At 69.7% G+C, this 18168-nt stretch carries 18 protein-coding genes and 4 pseudogenes; 6 read left to right on the top strand and 16 right to left on the bottom strand.

Features of this window, described 5'->3' with window-relative positions; all coding sequences use genetic code 11:
* Nucleotides 1-70 precede the first annotated feature (70 nt).
* The 3 genes from AC4BDD_RS25595 to AC4BDD_RS25585 all read right to left on the bottom strand — a co-directional run bounded on the left by AC4BDD_RS25595 (nt 71) and on the right by AC4BDD_RS25585 (nt 2240).
* Nucleotides 71-553 (bottom strand): protein kinase domain-containing protein, encoded by a 483-nt coding sequence (locus AC4BDD_RS25595; protein WP_490687804.1) that lies wholly within the window; start codon nt 551-553, stop codon nt 71-73.
* A gap of 22 nt (nt 554-575) precedes the next feature.
* Complete coding sequence (locus AC4BDD_RS25590; protein WP_490687803.1) at nt 576-1112, bottom strand: YrhB domain-containing protein; 537 nt, start codon at nt 1110-1112, stop codon at nt 576-578.
* A gap of 267 nt (nt 1113-1379) precedes the next feature.
* Entirely contained in the window at nt 1380-2240 is an 861-nt protein-coding gene (locus AC4BDD_RS25585; protein ID WP_490687802.1) for a calcium-binding protein, read from the bottom strand.
* A 464-nt stretch (nt 2241-2704) separates the two neighbouring features.
* On the opposite strand from AC4BDD_RS25585, the gene AC4BDD_RS25580 reads away from it, so the two are divergent.
* Nucleotides 2705-3121 carry a VOC family protein gene (locus AC4BDD_RS25580; protein ID WP_490687801.1) on the top strand — a complete coding sequence of 139 codons (417 nt, stop codon included), beginning with the start codon at nt 2705-2707 and terminating at the stop codon, nt 3119-3121.
* A gap of 118 nt (nt 3122-3239) precedes the next feature.
* On the opposite strand, the gene AC4BDD_RS25575 is transcribed toward AC4BDD_RS25580, so the two are convergent.
* The 3 genes and pseudogenes from AC4BDD_RS25575 to AC4BDD_RS25565 all read right to left on the bottom strand — a co-directional run.
* Nucleotides 3240-4496: an RNA polymerase sigma factor gene (locus AC4BDD_RS25575; protein ID WP_490687800.1), complete on the bottom strand. Its 1257-nt coding sequence runs from the start codon at nt 4494-4496 to the stop codon at nt 3240-3242.
* Nucleotides 4497-4503: 7 nt separating this feature from the next.
* On the bottom strand, nt 4504-4923 hold the full coding sequence (locus AC4BDD_RS25570) for a YciI family protein (RefSeq protein ID WP_490687799.1): 420 nt from the start codon (nt 4921-4923) through the stop codon (nt 4504-4506).
* Nucleotides 4924-5240: 317 nt separating this feature from the next.
* Nucleotides 5241-5336: pseudogene (locus AC4BDD_RS25565) on the bottom strand (pyridoxamine 5'-phosphate oxidase family protein); the annotation flags it as partial.
* Nucleotides 5337-5637: 301 nt separating this feature from the next.
* Here AC4BDD_RS25565 and AC4BDD_RS25560 point away from each other — a divergent pair.
* Nucleotides 5638-6063 carry a VOC family protein gene (locus tag AC4BDD_RS25560; RefSeq protein WP_490687798.1) on the top strand — a complete coding sequence of 142 codons (426 nt, stop codon included), beginning with the start codon at nt 5638-5640 and terminating at the stop codon, nt 6061-6063.
* A gap of 117 nt (nt 6064-6180) precedes the next feature.
* Here AC4BDD_RS25560 and AC4BDD_RS25555 read toward each other — a convergent pair whose 3' ends face one another.
* Nucleotides 6181-7146 carry a helix-turn-helix transcriptional regulator gene (locus AC4BDD_RS25555; RefSeq protein WP_490687797.1) on the bottom strand — a complete coding sequence of 322 codons (966 nt, stop codon included), beginning with the start codon at nt 7144-7146 and terminating at the stop codon, nt 6181-6183.
* Nucleotides 7147-7211: 65 nt separating this feature from the next.
* Between AC4BDD_RS25555 and AC4BDD_RS25550 the strand changes: the two genes are divergently transcribed.
* Entirely contained in the window at nt 7212-7700 is a 489-nt protein-coding gene (locus tag AC4BDD_RS25550; protein WP_490687796.1) for a hypothetical protein, read from the top strand.
* Nucleotides 7701-8022: 322 nt separating this feature from the next.
* On the opposite strand, the pseudogene AC4BDD_RS25545 reads toward AC4BDD_RS25550, so the two are convergent.
* The 3 genes and pseudogenes from AC4BDD_RS25545 to AC4BDD_RS25535 form a co-directional block, all read right to left on the bottom strand.
* Nucleotides 8023-8475 (bottom strand): annotated as a pseudogene (locus tag AC4BDD_RS25545) (alpha/beta hydrolase family protein); the annotation flags it as partial.
* A gap of 152 nt (nt 8476-8627) precedes the next feature.
* Nucleotides 8628-9152 (bottom strand): GNAT family N-acetyltransferase, encoded by a 525-nt coding sequence (locus tag AC4BDD_RS25540; protein WP_490691933.1) that lies wholly within the window; start codon nt 9150-9152, stop codon nt 8628-8630.
* Between the two features lie 254 nt (nt 9153-9406).
* Nucleotides 9407-10171, bottom strand: coding sequence for an SAM-dependent methyltransferase (locus AC4BDD_RS25535; protein WP_490687795.1), 765 nt, complete (start codon nt 10169-10171; stop codon nt 9407-9409).
* A 99-nt stretch (nt 10172-10270) separates the two neighbouring features.
* Here AC4BDD_RS25535 and AC4BDD_RS25530 point away from each other — a divergent pair.
* Nucleotides 10271-10426 (top strand): annotated as a pseudogene (locus tag AC4BDD_RS25530) (short-chain dehydrogenase); the annotation flags it as partial.
* Nucleotides 10427-10916: 490 nt separating this feature from the next.
* Here AC4BDD_RS25530 and AC4BDD_RS25525 read toward each other — a convergent pair.
* Nucleotides 10917-11696, bottom strand: coding sequence for an NAD(P)H-dependent oxidoreductase (locus AC4BDD_RS25525; RefSeq protein ID WP_490687794.1), 780 nt, complete (start codon nt 11694-11696; stop codon nt 10917-10919).
* A 138-nt stretch (nt 11697-11834) separates the two neighbouring features.
* On the opposite strand from AC4BDD_RS25525, the gene AC4BDD_RS25520 reads away from it, so the two are divergent.
* Together AC4BDD_RS25520 and AC4BDD_RS25515 are read left to right on the top strand one after the other, a co-directional pair.
* Entirely contained in the window at nt 11835-12683 is an 849-nt protein-coding gene (locus AC4BDD_RS25520; protein ID WP_490687793.1) for a helix-turn-helix transcriptional regulator, read from the top strand.
* 2188 nt (nt 12684-14871) lie between these two features.
* A pseudogene (locus AC4BDD_RS25515) lies at nt 14872-15009 on the top strand (IS5/IS1182 family transposase); the annotation flags it as partial.
* 96 nt (nt 15010-15105) lie between these two features.
* Here AC4BDD_RS25515 and AC4BDD_RS25510 read toward each other — a convergent pair.
* The 5 genes from AC4BDD_RS25510 to AC4BDD_RS25490 all read right to left on the bottom strand — a co-directional run bounded on the left by AC4BDD_RS25510 (nt 15106) and on the right by AC4BDD_RS25490 (nt 18164).
* Nucleotides 15106-15765 carry a CBS domain-containing protein gene (locus AC4BDD_RS25510; protein ID WP_490687792.1) on the bottom strand — a complete coding sequence of 220 codons (660 nt, stop codon included), beginning with the start codon at nt 15763-15765 and terminating at the stop codon, nt 15106-15108.
* Between the two features lie 26 nt (nt 15766-15791).
* Nucleotides 15792-16193, bottom strand: a complete 402-nt coding sequence (locus AC4BDD_RS25505) for a Crp/Fnr family transcriptional regulator (RefSeq protein ID WP_490691932.1) — start codon at nt 16191-16193, stop codon at nt 15792-15794.
* A gap of 451 nt (nt 16194-16644) precedes the next feature.
* On the bottom strand, nt 16645-17010 hold the full coding sequence (locus tag AC4BDD_RS25500; RefSeq protein ID WP_490687791.1) for a carboxymuconolactone decarboxylase family protein: 366 nt from the start codon (nt 17008-17010) through the stop codon (nt 16645-16647).
* A gap of 109 nt (nt 17011-17119) precedes the next feature.
* Nucleotides 17120-17272 (bottom strand): hypothetical protein, encoded by a 153-nt coding sequence (locus tag AC4BDD_RS25495; protein WP_490687790.1) that lies wholly within the window; start codon nt 17270-17272, stop codon nt 17120-17122.
* Between the two features lie 169 nt (nt 17273-17441).
* A complete protein-coding gene (locus AC4BDD_RS25490; protein ID WP_490687789.1) occupies nt 17442-18164 on the bottom strand; it encodes a pyridoxamine 5'-phosphate oxidase family protein in 723 nt (240 codons plus the stop codon).
* Nucleotides 18165-18168 lie beyond the last annotated feature (4 nt).

Genomic DNA, 18168 nt, shown 5'->3' with positions numbered 1-18168 from the left:
GCAAGCGCTGAAGCTGTGCCCGCGGCTACCTGCGGGCACAGCGAACACAGCATCTAAGCAATTGCAAAAATTAGCAACTCTTCCATCTCGGCTCGTGGCGAGCTGCCTGGCCGCTCGCGAGCGGCAGCAGGACCTGGTCGCGAAGGTGCTGCCAGTCGAAGTGGCCGGCGTATCCCGCCGCCGTGCTCATGACCGGGCGTACGGGGACGGGCATGGGCCGGAAGAAGTCGTCACCGCGGACGATGGTGGCCCGGCCCCGCACTCCGAGGTGCTCGGCGAGGAGGGCCAAGACGAGGTCGGAGCGGGTGTCGGCGGGCAGGTCTCCGAAACGGTCGGGGGACATGTAGGCGAGCGTGCCGATGACCTTGCTCGACTTGTGTGTGGACGCCATGTACCGAGCGATGCCGAAGTCGAGGACCTTGACCTGACCGTCCGGGGTGAGCATGAGGTTCGCCGGCTTCAGGTCCCGGTGCACGACCCCGGCCGTATGAGCGGCCTGCAGCGCCTCGGCGGTCTGCGCCGCCCAGCTCACAGCAGTGGGTACCGCGGGCAAACTCGGCTCCTCGGCCAGACCTCTATTGGACCGGACCAGTCAGCGTCTCGATCGGCAGCGGCGGCCATTTCGGCTCCTTCCAGGTAAGGCTTGCCAGCTCTTCCGGTGGTTCGGCGCCGTCCTGAACGGTCGTGACGTAGGCCTTTGCTTCCCGCAGGTTCAGTCGCGGGGCCCGCTTGCGCAGGTAGCTCATCGCGGCCACGACGCCTGCGGAGTGGACGAGCGCGCGAACAGTGGAGGCCAGTGGATCAGGCGGTCTGATGCCCTTGGTCTGCAGGAGGTACTGCTCCTCCCAGCCCTCGTCCTCCCACCAGACGGCGGGCACGTAGTGGACGCTCCCATCGTGCCGGTCCACCAGGTAGTGGCCGCCGACGAAGCTGCCGCGCATGTCACGGGCCCGGGCTTGCTCCGCCGAGCGCCAGAAGACGAGCCAGCCAACCGCGCGTTCCTCCACGTGGTAGACGTCCGGCGTGGGGGCACACCCCCTCCACGGCCGCGTCGGCAGCTCTCTGGCCAGGAGGGACTCGATGAGCTCAACGGCGCGTTCCTTGGAGATCACGATCTCATCATTCGTCACGGGTCAACCGGTTTTCGGCTTGCCCGCGCCGTCCGCACCGAGATCTCAAACACGGTCTAAGGACTGTCTGGCGGATCACGAGCGACCGCTGGACCGGCGGAGGTGGCACCAAGGGTCTGCCGAGGTTGGGGGCCCAGCCGCGGGATCACACGACTGCGGGACAGTCGGCGCCGGGCCGTCCGGCGCATCAGGTCCGCAGCGGCGGAGGGATCCGGCCGGCCGAGGAGGCACGGGGGGGGGCTGGAGTCGTCAGTCCTGACGGACGGTGTCCCTTCCGGGGCCGCCGGAGAGGCTGTCGCGGCCGGGCCCGCCGTACAGCTTGTCGTCGCCGCTGTTGCCGTAGATCTGGTCGATGCCGCTGTTGCCCCAGAGGATGTCGTTACCCCTGCCGCCGTACAGCAGGTCGTCGCCCGTACCGCCGTAGAGGGTGTCGTTGCCGTCGTTGCCGGAAAGCACTTGGTCGTCGGCACCGCCATGGATCACGTCGTTACCGGTGCCGCCCTCCGCGATGGTGGCCTCGCCGCTCGCGCGGATGGTGTCGCGGCCTTCATCGCCGAACACCATGGCGGCGGCGCCCACGGTGATGCTGTCGTCGCCCGCCTGGCCACGCACATAGCTGCCGTCGACCGGGCCTGTGTTGGTCAGTTCGTCGTTGCCGGCACCGAGTCGGATGGAGTTGGAGTAGTAAGCCTGGTCGGTGGAGTCGGACACAGCGACGGTGTCGTCACCGTCGCGCAGGTCCATCTCCAGCGTGGCGTACGGGTCCTGGCTGTCCACGGTGGTGACCGTGCAGGAGACCTTGGTGCGGTCGGTGGCGTCGGGGTGCTCGCAGCCGGCTCCGGCGCTGATCGGGATGGCGTCGTCGATCACATAGGTGATGCTCGCGAGCCCGTCGAAGGACGACTCGGTGATGGACACCTTGTTGGTCTGGCCAACGGCCGCCGTGTACAAGAGCTCACGGCCGTTCTCGCTGAGCACGGCGGTGGCCGTCGGTGCTGCGGCAGCGGACGTGGTGGCCAGGGCGGCCGGCAGAACAAGGCCGGTGGCGAGAGTCAGCGTCACTGTCGACGCGGCGCGCAGCAGGCGGTGACTGACGTGGTGAGAGGGCACTGCACATCCTCCGTGGGCAGTCGAATCAAAGCACACCACATGACCCCCGGTACCGCTGATTGGTTGCCACCGACTCGAACGGTAATCGGCCATCCGTCCGAGGGGTGCACCGCGCCAGGAACCCGGCTGCCCACCCGAGGTGGCCGTGCCGTTCACCACTCGCATGCTGTGGTCTTCGTAAGACAGAGGGGTGGCGGAAAAGACTCCCCCCGGGTGGAACGTTCGCGTCCCAGCCAGCGGGTGTTCACGGTGAGGTCTGCACGTGTGCGTGATCCGTTCGCATTCGCCAGGGCCGGCAGGTCGGGTAGTCGCCCGGCGGGCCGTCAGCCGCGACAGGTCACGCACCCAGGCGCGATGCGCTGCCGCGCTCTCGTCATCCCGTTGCCACCAGGCGATGTTCTCGATGGGGAGGTGCGGCGCACGTAGGCTGCCGGCACTGACCATTCGTCACGAAAGGACCGGATATGCCCTCCCGTCTCAATCCCTACATCAGCTTCTCCGGTGACGCGAAGCAAGCCATGGAGTTCTACAAGGAGGTCTTCGGCGGCGACCTGACCGTCAACTCCTACGGCGACTTCGGCTCCGAGACGCCCCCCGGATACGGCGACAAGATCATGCACGGCATGCTGGAGACCGCCAGTGGATTCACGCTGATGGGCGCCGACAATCCGCCCGGGATGGAACACAGACCCGGGAACAACATCGCGGTCAGTCTGAGCGGCGACGACGCGGGGGAACTGCGCGGATACTGGGACAAGCTGTCTGATGGCGGCACCGTGTCCGTGCCTCTGGAGAAGCAGATGTGGGGCGACGTGTTCGGCATGTGCACGGACAGGTTCGGCATCACCTGGATGGTCAACATCAGCCAACAGCAGACCTGATCCGGCGTCGGCACATCGGCGACCCTGAGTGGGTCGCCGGCGTGTGCCCGCGTCGCGTGTCCGGGTCCAGGTCCCGCCGGAGCACATACAAAGGGTCCCCGACCCGTCGGATGTGGCCTCAGCGCCGCAAGCGGGCCGCTCGTGCCTGGAGGTAGCGCTGTTCCGGCAGGCTCAGGGTCTGGGCGGCCGCCGACTCGTAGGCGGCTCGGGCCGCCTCGGTCTCGCCGGTGCGTTCCAGAAGATGGCCGCGGACGGCGTCCAAGCGATGTCCCTTCACCTCGCCCGCCAGCGAGTCCAGCTCGGCCAGTCCGGCGCGCGGGCCGTGGACCATGGCGACGGCGACGGCCCGGTTGAGGCGTTCGACGGGGCCGGGGACCAGGCGTACGAGGATGTCGTACAGGCCCAGGATCTCGCGCCAGTCGGTGGCCCCGGCCGACGGCGCCTCGTCGTGCACGGCGGCGATGGCGGCACGCAGCTGGTAGGGGCCGGGATGATCCTGAGACAGGGCGCGGGTGAGCAGCGCGACGCCCTCCTCGATCGCGACCTTGTCCCAGCGGTCGCGGTCCTGTTCGTCGAGCGGGATGAGGTCTCCGTGCGGGCCGGCGCGGGCGCCGCTGCGGGCGTCGGTGAGCAGCATCAGGGCCAGCAGGCCGGTCACCTCGCAGTCGTCGGGCAGCAGCCGGTGGACTCTGCGGGTCAGACGGATGGCCTCGGCCGCCAGGTCGCGCCGTTGGAGGGCGGCGCCGGAGGTGGCCGTGTAGCCCTCGTTGAAGATCAGGTAGAGGGTGTGCAGCACGGCCGGGAGGCGCTCCTCCCAGTTCTCCGGACGCCCGAAACGCAGGGTCCGCATCTTCTGCTTGGCCCGGCTGATCCGCTGCGCCATCGTCGCCTGCGGGACCAGATACGCGCGCGCGATCTCCGCCGTCGTCAGACCGCCGACCGCACGCAGGGTGAGCGCGATCTGCGCGGGCGGGGTCAGGCCGGGATGGCAGCAGAGGAACAGCAGCAAGAGGGTGTCGTCCTCGCGTGGGGCGCGGTCATCATCCGAGGGCGGAGCCGTGAAGGCTCCCCCAGAGCCCAGAGGGCCTGGGAGGTACCCCCATCGTGGGGTGAGCGCCACCGCCCGCTCCTCGCGCTGACGGCGCGCCTCCGCACTGCGCAGGGCATCCGTCAGCCGCCGTGAGGCAACCTTGATCAGCCAGCCGCGCGGGTTGTCCGGAACGCCGGTCCGCGGCCACTGCCCGGCCGCCGCGAGCAGCGCCTCCTGAACGGCGTCCTCGGCGTCGTCGAAGTGCCCGTACCGCCTGACCAGCGCGCCGAGAACCTGCGGCGCGTGCTCGCGCAGCAGGTTCTCGGTTTCGGTGGTCGCGCTCATGGGCTCCTCAGCAGATGTCCCCGGCGCCGCCTTCCATGATGGGCCGGATCACCACCGGGTACGCGGGTGCCCCGGCGGGCTGGGGGCATCGGGCGACGCGCTCGGCGATCTCCGTGACCCGGTCCAGGCTCGTGCAGTCCAGCACCCAGTAGCCGGCCAGCAGCTCCTTGGTCTCGCCGTACGGCCCGTCGGTGATGACGGCCTTGCCGTCCGTGCCCAGGGAGACCAGCCGGGTCCGATTCGGATCGGCCAGTCCTTGGCCGTCGACGAGCTCGCCGCTCTCGGCAAGGTCGTCGTTGATCGCGTTCATATGGGCGTACATGGCCCGCAGCTCCTCCTCGCTCCAGGCCGGGGAGTGCTCGGACGCCTTGCCTCGCATCGCGTCGTAGTCCGCCTGCGTACCCTCCACCATGACCAGGTACTTCATCAGTCGCTCCTTCGGTGTGCATCGGGTCGACCGCCCGGCGGCGGGCGGCTCTCACAAGGGACGTCGGAGCCGGACGGGGACCCTCGACACGGCTCCCGCAGCCGGGGTCAGGATTCTTCGGACGCCCGGTGAGCAGGCGACGCCGGCGGCGGGAGCCGGGCAGGGTGAGCTGGACGGACCGGGCGCCCGCGAAAGAAGACACGTCGGCATCGGCGTGGAAGCGGCACCGGTCCGTGGAGAAGCCCGTGGCTGGTCCACCTCGGTGGCCGGCACGATGACCTCGAGGGTGCAGCCCATGCGCGTACCTCTCGTACCTCTCAGCGAGTGAAGCGCCAGCGGGTCTGGCTGAAGCCCTCGCCTCTGCCGAAGCCGAAGGCGGTGCGCGGCGCCACCTCGAAGACCACGGCACGGCCGGCGTCCTCGGTCTCCTCGGACGGCGGCGGGGCCGCCGTCGTCCATCGTTCACATGGTCCCCCTCACATGCTGACTCCACCCGCCGACCGGACTCAGCGCAGACGATGCCTGGGGCTGATCCCGGGCCCGGACCTTGCTCGTGGTCGGCTGCGGCGGGCCCGTATGCCCGGCAGGCGGACCCGTGCGCCTGGCGACTCACGCTGTGCGACGCCCCGGCATTTCACCCGATCGGTGGGGCCGTCGTGGCACGCGCCTGTCGCGTGCACCCCTCCCGGCCGCCGAGCACGGCACAGTGGAGACATGAACGCAGGCGACGGCAACGTTCTGGCCCGGGCACGCGTGGCGACCAGGCTTCCGGCCAAGGACCTGGACCGGGCCCGGCGTTTCTACTCCGAGCAGCTCGGTCTGGAGCCCGTCGATGAGCGGCCCGGTGGGCTGCTGTACCGGTGCGGGGGCGTGGACTTCGCACTGTTCCGATCGACGGGAGCCTCACCCGGTACCTTCACTCAGATGGGGTGGGAGGTCGACGACATCGAGGCCGTCGTCTCGGAGCTCAAACGGCGCGGTGTGGTGTTCGAAGAGGTCGACGTACCCGGGCTTCGAACGAGGGACGGCATCGCCGAGATCGACGGGAACTACCCGAGCAAGGGGGCACGGGGTGAACGCGGCGCCTGGTTCCGTGACAGCGAGGGGAACCTCCTGGGCATCGGCGAGCCGGTCGCCTGAGGGGAACACCCGAGAGTGGTGAGCGGCCTCCGGCAGGTCGGATCAGCCGGGTGCTGGGAGGCCGCTGGCGCTTTCCGGCACCGGCCGTCCGGACGGCACACACCGGCGAGACCACCATCAGTGATAAAGGGTCGCCATGGCCCGTGCCGCCGCGGCGACGCGCTCCCGAAGCTTCGTCGGCGCGAGCACCTCCACCTCCGGGCCCAGCCGCAGCAGCTCCGCCTCCGCGTGTGCCAGGCTCTCGATGGGGATGACGGCCCGGCGCCAGCCGCCGGGCTCCGGCTCTCCCCGGTTCACGCCGTCGAGCACCGCCTGCGCCGCGACGTCCCTCAGGCGGGCGATGCCGGCCGGTGAGATCCGTATCTCCGCTTCGCCCTCCCACAGCCGCTCCTGCAGCCGCGCCGTATGGGCCTGCCAGTGACGGGCCAGGTCGAAACGGGCCCGCGGGTCGAACACCTCATCCAGCGGCTCCAGGGCCAGAATCTGCCCGATCCGGTAGGTGCGCAGGTCACCGTCGGCACGGGCGACGGTGTACCAGCGTCCGGCCTTGAGCACGATCCCGTAGGGCTCCAGACGCCGCTCCACCACCTGCGGGGCGTTCCACCGGCGATAGCGCACGCGGATCGCCCGCCGCTCCCACACCGCGGCCGCCACCGCGGGCAGATGCGGCACTTCGTCCGCCTGCCGGTACCAGCCCGGGGCGTCGAGGTGGAAGCACTCACGGATCCGCCGGACCTGGTCCTGCAGCGCGACCGGCAGGGCCGCCTCGAGCTTGAGCTCGGCCGCCGCCAGGGCCGAACCCAGCCCCAGCTCGGCCGCCGGCCCGGGGAGACCGGCCAGGAACAGGGTCTGCGCCTCGGCCGCAGTCAGCCCGGTCAGCCGCGTGCGGTAGCCGTCGAGCAGGGCGTAGCCGCCCGCGTGCCCCGCCTCGCCCACGACCGGCACGCCCGCCGCGATCAGCGCCTGCACATCCCGGTACACCGTACGCACCGACACCTCGAGCTCCGCCGCCAGCTCATCGGCGGTCATCCGGCCGCGGTTTTGCAGCAGGAGCAGAAGCGAGAGAAGCCGATCGGCGCGCATGGTCGCAAATCTACGGCGGGTCCCCTGACACAGGATGTCAGGGGACCGGTCCTAGCGTCTGCGGCATGACCAACAACGACTTCGCGTTCTTCACCGGCACCTACGACGTCGCCAACCGCTGGCGCAAGGATTTCCTCGACCCGGCGGAGGGTGATGACCGTTGGGAGGAGTTCCCCGGCATCACCCGCGCCTCCTGCCACTTCGACGGCGCCGCGAGCTTCGACGAGATCGAGTTCCCGACCAAGGGCTTCTCCGGGCTGACGCTGCGGCTGTTCAACCCGGCGACCGCGCAGTGGTCGCTGTACTGGGCCAGCAAGCGCACCGGCACCCTCTTCCCACCCGTCACCGGCAGCTTCGGCGCGGACGGCACCGGCGTCTTCCACGGCGACGACGAGCACGACGGCCGCAAGGTCAAGGCACGCTTCATCTGGTCCGGCATCACCACCGACCGCGCCCACTGGGAGCAGGCGTTCTCCCTCGACGACGGGCAGACCTGGATCACCAACTGGCACATGGACTTCACCCGGCACACGGCCGCAGACCACGTCGCCTGACGGCGGCGACGCTTTCGGGGCGTCCTCACTGGTCGTTACACCCCGGGGGCCGGTGACTGAGCGCTTCAGGTTGCCGGGCGCCAGGTACCTCTGGGCGGTGGCGTCTACCTCGCCCCCCGGATGCCCGCCGAAGAACTTGACCGCCTTCTCGCCACCGATCCGTACGTCCTCAACGGCGTCGCCACGCACAGCGCTGTGGTTGTTCACCCCGCTGCTGGTCGCGGCCGGGCTGGAGGACCTCAAGACCCAGGAGTGAGCAAACTCCCCGGGCTGCGGGCGGAGCCAGATGAGGAGTACGGCTTCGTTCACGCCGCGGGCCGGGTCAGGTCAGGTGGCGGGCGAAGAACCGCAGCGAGCTGGCCAGTTCGAAGGACGGCACGTCCCCGTGCTTGCCGGGATTGGCATGCAGTGTCTTTTCAGCCGAGGCCAGGGCGTCGAACAGGGCCAGGCTCTGATCACGCGGCACCATCTGGTCGTCCCACTGGATGAGGAACTGTAGGGGGACGGTGACGCGTGCGGCGTCCTCGGCCAGCCCGTACGAGCCGAGGAGGCCAAGCACTGCGGCGCGGATGCGGGGCTCGGCAGCGATGAGAGGGATGCCCAGTCCGCAGCCCATGGACATGCCGCAGTAGCCCACCGAACTGGTGCCGATGTGGTCGAGGCGCTGGACCGCGGTCAGGGCGGTCTGCCAGTCCTCGACGGCCTGGCCGGCCAGATGGGTGCCGGGGGCCGTCTTGTGCTGGCCGCCGCCGTGGCCCAGCAGGATCAGTGCACGGCGTGTGGTCATCGTGCACAGCGGTTCTTGTCGTGAGGACGACGTGAGGGAGCCGGGCCCCAAGCCGCGGTCGGGCTGTCTGTGTTCGCGATGGATTGAGTGCGGCGGGGGAGCCGGTGGGCCGACGGTGGTGCCGTCGGCCCACGGGGTTTCTACTTGTCGAGGGTGTGCGAGGTAGCCCGGAATCGGGCCAAGCCGTCTGCCTGCTCGGCCGGGGTGGAGTCGAGCCGCTCGAAGTCGGCCTTCTCCAGGACGCGGACGGAGGCCGGGTTCGACAGTTCCACGCAGGCGGTGATGGTGTGGACGCCGGGCGCAGTGAGAGCGAAGGCGGCCAGCGCCCGGGTGGCCTCGGTGGCGTAGCCTCGTCCTTGCCGAGAGGCGACGACACCGTACCCGAGTTCGAGGACCCCCTCGGCGGGCGGCCAGAACAGGCCGATCGACCCGACGACGAGACCGCTGTCCCGCTCGGTGATCAGCCGGTGGCCGTACGTGCCGAGCCAGGCGGGATTGTCGCCGAGGAGGCCCGCGATGACGCGGTCGCCCTCGGAGGGGAAGTCCCGTGCCCAGTCGGCGGGCGAAGCACTGCCCTCACGGTCGAGGACGGCGGCGGCTTCGGCCGCGGTCCAGGTACGGAGGACAAGCCGCTCGGTGGTCAGCTCGGTGAGATCCTTGGACATGAAGGAATGCACGTGTGACTCCTGGTCGTTGGAACGACCCGGACCGCGTCGCGTCGGTTCAGCGCGCGGACCGGAAAAGGGCATGCTGAGGAAGGCCGCTGACGGCCATATTCATCAACCTCCCTGGTCCGGAGCCGTGTTCGCGCGTTTCCCGCGCCCAGGTGACCGTAGCAGACCGAACGGAATGCTCCGAGCTCAGGCGGCCACGCCAGTCTCTGGCCTGCGGGCCGGGCATCCCGGCGGCTGCCACCCGCTCACTGCTTGCGGGCGGTCACCAGGGTGAAGGACAGGAATTCCCCGCCGTCCTCGGTGAGCATGTCGATCACCGGCTGATTCGCCTTCTCCCCCTCCGGCTGGTGCTCGGCGCACGCGCGCGCCCACAGCAGCCAGTCCTGCCAGGCATCCTCCTGGAGTCGCGCGGAGGTGACCTCCACGAGTCCGGTGATTTCCCACTGGAAGCGCCACCAGTCCGCCGTGTGCCAGGCGATGGCCTCCCAGCCGACCACGCGCTTGATGTGGGGCGGAATCGCGCCGAGGTCGCGGACCTCCCGGGTCATCGCGGGAGTGGCGATACCCAGCTGGCCACCCGGGCGGAGGAAGTGCACCAGGTAGGGCAGGTAACTGTCAGCTGTGCCGAAGTACTCGAATGCGTCGATGCTCACGATCGCGTCGAAGCTCTCCGCCTCGAACGGCAGGGCGTGTGCCTCCGCCCGGACCGCCGTCACCCGGTCGGCTACCCCTGCCTCGGCAAACACGGCGGCCGCGTCCTCCGCCGGGATCCACCAGTCGGCGGCGACGACGTCCACGCCGAACTCCCGGGCGAGGAAGACGGACGTGGCGCCCTTGCCGGATCCAAGGTCCAAGACACGCATACCGGGGCGCAGATCCAGGTCCCCGGCCAGGTCCTCCAGGAGCCACAACGGGTTCGGGCCCATGTCGAGCCCGACGAGCCAGGCCGGGTCGTAGCGAGAAGAACGCGGGTAGCGGTGGGGCCGTACAAGATCATTCAAAGCAGTCACGGACGAACTCAAACCCCCGCACCGCCCGCCCGCAAGTCCTCCAACCGGGGCATGGCCGTCGGTCCGGGCCTCCGCCTCAGCCTCAGCCTCAGCCTCAGCCTGGTCAACGCCGTCTGCCCGGGGTGGGTCGCGACCGACATGGGCGGCCCCGGCGGTCGTCCGGTCCATGAAGGCGCCGCGAGCGTCGTATGGGCGGCGGCCCTGCCCGACGACGGCTCCACCGGCGGCTTCTTCCGCGACACCCGCCCCTGCCCTGGTCCCTGCCCAGGCCGGCGCGGTCGGCGAGCCCGGATCCGTGGCTCGCCGCCCCCTCTCCCACGCACGGACGCACGTCCTCCCGGGACTGGCTTTGTCACGATATCGGACAGCAGAGGTACACCATTTCCGGAGCCACCCCGATTGGCGGCTGTTCGATGTTCTCGAGAATGAGCAGCATGCTGTGTGCGCCCGGTGGGCTCGCCACGTGCGTGCCTGCCTCCGGGGAGGGAAGCCGTTGCGCTCATCTGCCAACTGGAGGCGTAGGGGCGAACCGTCCTGAGGTTGGGAGATGCTGCCCGATTGCGGTGACGGGCCGTGGCGGGCCGTCAGGCGCGTCGGGGCCGGGTCGGGCTCGGGCCGCGGAGCGGGGGTGCCCATAGTCGAGGGCCGAGGGCAGATAGCCGCCGCGTCGGCCGCCACCGCTTCCCCCGGCCCTCGGGCTGCTCCTCGGGTTCGCGCCTCAGCTCGTCCTGTCGATCGCCGGCAGTCAGCCGCGCACGTGCAGCCCGAATCCCGTGCGGCCTGCGGGCTCCAGTCCCTCTTTCAGGTGCAGCGAGGGGATCTCGTAGTCACCGAAGTTCTGCCGCCGGAACGCGATCGGCTCGGTCGACTCCAGGGTGAGCAGGCGCTGCTCCCATGCCTTGGCGACGTCCGGGTAGTCCTCGTCGCTCATCCGGTCGGTGCCGTACAGCACGAACGGCGGCAGCACCTCGATGCCCGGGTAGTAGAGGATGCCGTGGTGGATGGGGAACAGCAGGTCGTCGATGGGTCCGTTGATCCCGCGAGCGGCGTAGTGCGACTCCGGTCCGCCGGCGGTCACCGACAGCAGGGCCTTCCTGCCTGCCAGGGTGCCTTCACCGAAGCGCTCGCCGTACTTGGTGTCGCTGTGTTCGCCGACGCCGTACGCAAAGCGGTAAGTGAACACCCGGTCCACCCAGCCTTTGAGGATCGCGGGCATGGTGTACCACCACAGCGGGAACTGGAAGATGATGGTGTCGGCCCACAGCAGCTTCTCCTGCTCGGCGAGGACGTCCGGGGTGAGCGTCCCGGCCTCGAAGGCCCGGCCCGAGTCCGCCGCGACCTTCAGCGGACTTGATGCGTGGGGGCCGTAGTCCGCGGCGTCCACGACCGCCTTCCAGTCCATCGCGTACAGATCGCTCACTCGCACCTGGTGCCCGGCGCTCTCCAACGTGGACACCGCGAGGTCCTTCAGCGAGCTGTTGAGCGACTTCGGCTCCGGGTGGGCGTAAACGATCAGCGTCTTCATGGGAACTCCTTCGGATCGGATGCCTTCGATCCTGGACGCCGCAGCGCCCGGCGTTCAGGGACGCCTCGTCCATCGGACCGGGCTTCCTGGTACCGGCAGGGCCACCTTCACGGGCGACACCGAGGCCATACTGGGGGCATGGACGATCTTGCGGGCTTCCTGCGGACCCGGCGTGCCCGGGTCGACCCGGCGGCCGTCGGCATCCCCACTGACAGCCGTCGCCGGGTCGAAGGGCTGCGTCGCGAAGAGGTCGCGCACCTGTCCGGAGTCAGCGTCGACTACTACGTACGCCTGGAGCAGGGCCGCGCGACCCAGCCCTCCGAGCAGGTCCTCGACGCGCTCGCCCGCGTCCTCGGCCTCGACGAGACCGAACACGGGCACCTTGACCGGCTCGCCCGGCAGCGCCGCCGCCGCGCGAAGGCGCCGGGCGGGCAGGTGAGGCCGGAGCTGCTGCGCGTCCTCGACCTGGTCACCGACGCACCCGCGCTGATCATGGACCACCGCCTGGACGTGCTCGCCGGGAACCGGCTCGCCGGGCTCCTCTTCGGCCGGCCGATGCCGGGCCTGAACATCGCCCGGCACGTCTTCCTTGAGGAGGCCGAGTGCGGCCTTTACGCGGACTGGGAGACATGCACCTTCGACGTGGTCGGGCATCTGCGCCTGGCCGCCGGGAAATACCCCGAGGACCCCCGTCTGACCTCGCTCATCGGCGAGTTGGCGATGGGCAGCGAGCGCTTCCGCCGCCTCTGGGCCCGGGCGGACGTGCGCGCCCGCGCCCATGGCCGCAAGGCGTACCGGCACCCGCTGGTCGGACTGCTGGAACTGCACCAGGAGAACTTCGCACTACCGGATGGCTCAGGCACGGAGCTGCTGGTACTGTCCGCGGCCCCCGGCAGCCCTGCCGAGGACGGACTGCGCCTGCTCGCGGGCCTGGATACGCCCAGCGGTGCCGCGCACCCCAGCATGCACGCGCCGGTCCGCGAGTGACTCGACGACGCCCACCCACCGCCGGGAACGCCTCGGGATGCGGTAGCGGTGCAGCAGGTACCGGCAGGTGTCGGTCACTTGCTCGTCGCTCAGTGCCGCGTCGCAGATGATCGCGGCGGCCAGGAGTCCCCGGTACTCCACGTCGTCGCGATGGGACAGGATCGGAGCGGACCACGCGACGGTGCGGACTCGGTCGTCCCTGCGGAGGTCATACGGGTAGCCGTTGACGTAGGTCCGCAGCCGACGGGCGGGTCCGGCGGTGCAGCGGACGGCGTACACCGCCCAGTCCGTGTCGAATTCGGCGCAGTACGTATGGAGAAGGAAGTCCAGCTGGAAGCCCTGCCCGTTCGTACGGAGCGAACCGCGCCGGCCGGGAGCCGACTCGAAGAACGGCAGCCGCTGGGCGGCGAAGAACCAGGTCGCGGCGCCGGTCGTGCCCGCCATCCCGGCGAACTCGTACCGGCCGCCGGTGAAGCGTAGGGCCGCGAGGCCGTTGGCCGCCGAGATCTCGAGCACGGCCGGGCTGCCCTCGGAGCTGCGCCTGGTCGCCGACGGTCCGCGGCTGCGCGTTCACCATGAGGAACGCGAGGCCAGGACGATGCGGCTGGAGCGGCCGGACGCCCTGCACGAGATCCGTCACGCAGCCAGGCGGTACGGGGCAAAGCTCAATGCGCAACTTCTGGAAGCGATCATCATGCGCTCTGCCACTCCTCGGGGGCACGTCTACCGCCGGTGCGGCCGCCGGGACCAGCAGCACACCCGAAGACTCTGCGGCACTCGACGCTGTCCACCACCGCGAACATCTACAGCCACCTCACCGCCCAGGCAGCCCGCGAGGCCGTCGACACCATCGACCGCGTCCTCACCCAAGCCACCCGGCCGACTGCTCCCCCGCTCCGCATACCGGCCGCGCGACCACCTGGCGACCACATCCCGCGGCAGCACAACCAGATGACCATCATCAGGCCGCCCACAGACGCCACGAGTTACCCCGGACCAACCCCGCAGCACACCGGTGAATGCGACCACCTTGCGACCACAAGCCGACGGAACATCAGAAAGGCCGTTCCCTCAATTCGAGGAAACGGCCTCCGACCTGCGAAATCGCTGGTCGGGACGACAGGATTTGAACCTGCGACCCCTTGACCCCCAGAAGTGCCAACGCCAGATATCGGGTTATTTTGGCGCCTATCGTGTGCGCATTCCGTGCAATAGAGCGCCATTTGTACGGGTACGCGCATGCCGTGTGGTCCCCAAATGGTCCCCACGAGCTCCGCCATCTCAACCGCCTCCCTCTCTCCAGGACTTGTCAGGAGGCCACAAAACGAGTCTAACGCGCCACGCGCCGAACGTCACCAGGAATCGGCCGCAAGCAAATGCACTCCATCAATTGCCGGAGGCGGGCTGAAGGATTTGCCGCGGCACTCTCTCCCGGGCCGGCTGGTCGCTTCGGTAGCAGCCCGTCCCGGCGCACCACCTGCCGGTCACTGTGCTCGGCAAGGTGGCAGGGCCCGCTGGCGGGGTACCCCTGACTCCTTGTGGAGTGGCAACACGTTGCCGATCTCGGGCATCGTCCTATGACATCGGGTAGACGTTGCTAAGGGCGGCCTCACAGCTCAGTAGCGTGACGGCGCCCTGCTGTCATCCTGGGCGTGGTGAGTAGGGTGCCAACCCGGCAGTCGAGGGGCCAAGGCCCTGTCCGACGACCTCAACGAGCTCGGCTCGGTCCTGCCGTCGATGTGCCGAGTGTTTAAGCGCCGATCGGCACACCTGAGGAATCCCTGCAAAAGCCAGCGGCCAATAGCAGGGGCAGGCGCCGCACCGGCAGGAAATATCCGGGGTCGGATTGTTGTGGCGAGGCGTAAGGAAGCGCGAGTCAGCGAGCGGGCACTGCTGTCTCCGTCAGCAACAGGCAGCGCAGGATGCCTTCACCTCCTCGATCGAGTTTATTTGGCGCTGTTCACTGCGTCCGCTACGGCTCCACCGCCAAGCACAGCCGAAGGCGAATAGTCAATGGTCGCGGTGATCGCCGGTTTGGCCAACCGGCGATCGTCGACTATGTTCCATCACCCCCGGCCAGGAGCCGCCTTAGATTGCGGCTCCGAGAGTGCCCAGTAATCGGATTGAGCTCATGCGGGCCACACTTCTAAGGCCGTGTCCCATGCGGTGAGGCGGACTTTGATCCGGAATGGGGCGGGGATCATGGAGCTGGATCGTGCCGGACGGCTTGTGGGAGATCGCGGGGCCGCTGATCCCGGAGCAACGAACACGGCCGCAGGGCGGCGGAAGGGGAGACGCTCCTGATGAGACGCTGTTCGCAGTCATACGTGCTGGTCAGTGGGCATAGGGACACGGTCTTAGGCTTCTTCGGGCCGCGCACGCGCGGCGGCACGGGCCTGCGTCACTGCGGCATGTCTTGCGGTCAGGCCGAAGCGCCGGGCTCCCCGGTGAGATGGGGCTCGACGTCCACGACGCCCTCCACGGCGCGGATCAGGCGCGCGGCGACCGGGATGAGCGAGGTGTCGCGGACGTGTCCGCGGAGGGTGACGACTCCCTCGTCCACGCTCACATGGATGGCATGGCTGAACGCCGGAAAGAGGTAGGCGACCACCGTGCGGCGGACCTCCTCCTCGATGTCGTCGTCCGACCTGAGGAAGACCTTCAGCAGATCAGCGCGGCTGACGATGCCCTGCAGCATGCCCACCTCGTCGACCACGGGGAGTCGTTTGACGTGCTTCACTGCCATGATCCGCGCGGCCTGAGCCAAGGTGGCACCGGGGTGCACCGTGATCGCGGGGGTACTCATGAGCTCCTCCGCGGTCACTGCTCCGGCTTTGGCGACGTCGGACAGGCGCTGCCGCTGCTCGTGCAGGCTCATGGGCCTGTCGTGGAACTCCTCCTTGGGCAGCAGGTCGGCCTCGGAGACGACACCGACGACGCGCCCCTCGCCCTCCAGTACCGGGAGGGCACTGACCTTCCACTGCTCCATGGTCCGGACCATCTCCTTGAACGGCGCGTCACGCCCGACGGCAACGACCGTCTGGGTCATCACGTCGCTCACGATGTGTGGGGTCTCGGGCACTTCGAACCTCCTCCTCTCCGCCTCCGTCAGGGCACCTGGCCGGCGCCGTGGGGCGCGTACAGGTCGAGGAGCCGTACCCGTGCCGCCCTGAGCCGGTCCGCGATCACTCCGGCGACATAGACGCACAGCGCGTGATCGAGCACCGGGTCCTTCCCGCACAGGTCACGGACCGCCGCCGCGTCGAACTCGTAGGCCCGCACCGGGCTGGTGGCCTCGGCACCCAGGTGCCAGTGCCGGGGAGGGACCAGCCAGGACCAGCCCAGCAGTTCTCCGGCACCGACAGTCTCGATGACCGCCGCGCGCCTGCCCGGTACGAGAACGTCGAGAGCGACCGTGCCGGTGTGGATGACCCAGAAGCGGTCGGCCTTGCCGCCTTCGTCGAAGAGGCGCTCGCCCGTCGCGAACGACACCTCACGGCCGAGTGCCATGAGCTGATCGCGATGATCCTTGGTCAAGGCGCCGAAGACGCCGGTTCTCGCAACCACCGTGGCCCTCCTTCTCCCCGGCCCTATGACTCCACCATCGCCCCGCAGCGGCGCGACGCAACCTGGCCGGATATCCCGAGCCGAGGATCGGTCCGCAGACCGCGGTGTCCCCATGGACGGTGCGACGGTGTTCACCGCGGCACTCGCAGTCGCCGGCGCAGGAAGGCGGTGGGGAACGGTGGGACTCCCGCTGGTCGTGAGCGTCGCCGGCGGCTCCCCGGAGGCTCCGGGCGCCGTACGGTTCGCCCCCCGCGAGGCCGAAGCGCACGACGGCGCCCTGGAGGCCCTGCGGCCATGGCACTGCACGGCTTGTGAGCACGCGGACCCCCGCACCGTGCGGTCTCCCACGCGGGCCGCACTCCCGTGCGTCTCGTGGAAGGGACTGCGAGGCCGGTCATGCCTGCCGGCCGGTGTGTTCGGTATGGAACTCGTTGAACGCGGCGAAGGCTCGTGCGCCGTAGACGGTGGCGGGCCCGCCGTTCATCAGGAAGGTGACGCCGAGGGCCTCGGCCGCCTCTTGCGGCGTCGCGCCGTGGAGTACGGCCGCATGGGCGTGGGCGGCGACGCAGCCGTCGCACTCCTTGCTCACCGCGATGGCGAATGCGATGAGCTCCTTGGTCTTCGCATCCAGGGCACCGGCGCGCAGGGCCGCGTCATGGAGCTCCTTGTAGCCCTGGTAGACGTCGGGGATGACGTGGCGCAGCTCGCGGGTGAGGGGCCGTAGTTCTTCTCGGACTGCTTTGCCGTGGCTGGTGCTCATGGTGGCGTCCTGCGGGGGCTGGGCCGACCGGGTCGGGTTGCCTCGGCCCGCCGACCGGCGCGATGGGGCGGCACCGGCAGGCTGAGCCGCTGCCCCCTTTCCTCGGGGGTCAGGTCTGGATCTCGACGTGGTGGGGCTTGGCCACCTGCGCCTTGGGGATGGTCACGGTGAGGACCCCGTCGGTTGCCGGCGGCTCACGCCACGGGAACCCGCGCTCCAGCAGGCTGCCGTGATGGTGGTGGTGCCGTGCTGGAAGAGTCATCGCGTTTCGCCTCCAGGGGTGGGACGCATCGGAGGTTCTCGGCTCCCTTTCCATGCTGCGCTCCGGCGGCACGCCGGTCCAGCCGGAGGCAGCGAAGCTGCCGGTCGAACTCAGCTCTACCAGCACCGTGTTCCGCTGACGGGCGCGGAGCCCCCCACGGGGCAGACGCTCACCGGCCGCCGCTCGGCTCCTGCAGTGTCCGGATGACACGGCCGCTCACCTGGCCCGGCAGGATGCGGATCCACAGCTCGCGCCTGCCTCCGGCCCACGGCGTGGCTCCGGGGCGCCGCGCGAGGGTGTCGATCACATCAGGGTCGGTGAGGTGCTCGGCGGTGCCCGTCACGAGCACGCTCCAGCCCAGACCGCTGTGCTCGTCCACGTGATCGGTCTCGAAAGCCACCTCGGCGCCGGCGCCGACCGCCGCCGCGCCGGCCGGGTCCGTCCGGTAGACGACGCTCCGCCCGTCCACGAGGAAGTTGACCGGCACCAGCACGGGAGCCCCACCCGCCGTACCGGCCGTGTGAGCCAGGCGGCCGATACCGTGTGTACCGAGGCGTTCCCAGCATTCCTGCTCGGACAACCGCACCAGAACCGGGTGGGCCGCCGGTCCGCCCCGGCCCGGCGGCGCGTCGCGTCGGCCCTCCGTCAGCTCCTCGTACGACATCTCCAGCGCGGCGGCGAGCCGCATGAGCGCGCCGGGATCGAAGCCGGTTCCCAGCTCCTCCACACGCCGCAGATAGGCCACCGACATCCCGGCTCGCCTGGCGAGTTCCTCGCGGGACATCCCCAACTGCTCCCGCCGCAGCGCGATACGGGCGGTCACGCCGACGTCACCGGACGAGTCACCGGCCGCCGGGCCGGGCCGGTCCGGATCAGCCTGCACGGCGCTCACCTCC

The sequence above is a fragment of the Streptomyces sp. JLBT605 genome, from assembly GCF_058215555.1.
The sequence above is the reverse complement of the archived record's forward strand: the minus strand, read 5'-3'. Positions and strand labels throughout refer to the sequence as shown.

Excerpts from the sequence above, each read along its gene's own strand:
- AC4BDD_RS25580 (WP_490687801.1), top strand. The coding sequence starts at position 2,705 with ATGCCCTCCCGTCTCAATCCCTACATCAGCTTCTCCGGTGACGCGAAG.
- AC4BDD_RS25575 (WP_490687800.1), bottom strand. The coding sequence starts at position 4,496 with ATGAGCGCGACCACCGAAACCGAGAACCTGCTGCGCGAGCACGCGCCG.
- AC4BDD_RS25570 (WP_490687799.1), bottom strand. The coding sequence starts at position 4,923 with ATGAAGTACCTGGTCATGGTGGAGGGTACGCAGGCGGACTACGACGCG.
- AC4BDD_RS25560 (WP_490687798.1), top strand. The coding sequence starts at position 5,638 with ATGAACGCAGGCGACGGCAACGTTCTGGCCCGGGCACGCGTGGCGACC.
- AC4BDD_RS25555 (WP_490687797.1), bottom strand. The coding sequence starts at position 7,146 with ATGCGCGCCGATCGGCTTCTCTCGCTTCTGCTCCTGCTGCAAAACCGC.
- AC4BDD_RS25550 (WP_490687796.1), top strand. The coding sequence starts at position 7,212 with ATGACCAACAACGACTTCGCGTTCTTCACCGGCACCTACGACGTCGCC.
- AC4BDD_RS25540 (WP_490691933.1), bottom strand. The coding sequence starts at position 9,152 with ATGTCCAAGGATCTCACCGAGCTGACCACCGAGCGGCTTGTCCTCCGT.
- AC4BDD_RS25525 (WP_490687794.1), bottom strand. The coding sequence starts at position 11,696 with ATGAAGACGCTGATCGTTTACGCCCACCCGGAGCCGAAGTCGCTCAAC.
- AC4BDD_RS25520 (WP_490687793.1), top strand. The coding sequence starts at position 11,835 with ATGGACGATCTTGCGGGCTTCCTGCGGACCCGGCGTGCCCGGGTCGAC.
- AC4BDD_RS25505 (WP_490691932.1), bottom strand. The coding sequence starts at position 16,193 with ATGGCACTCGGCCGTGAGGTGTCGTTCGCGACGGGCGAGCGCCTCTTC.
- AC4BDD_RS25500 (WP_490687791.1), bottom strand. The coding sequence starts at position 17,010 with ATGAGCACCAGCCACGGCAAAGCAGTCCGAGAAGAACTACGGCCCCTC.
- AC4BDD_RS25495 (WP_490687790.1), bottom strand. The coding sequence starts at position 17,272 with ATGACTCTTCCAGCACGGCACCACCACCATCACGGCAGCCTGCTGGAG.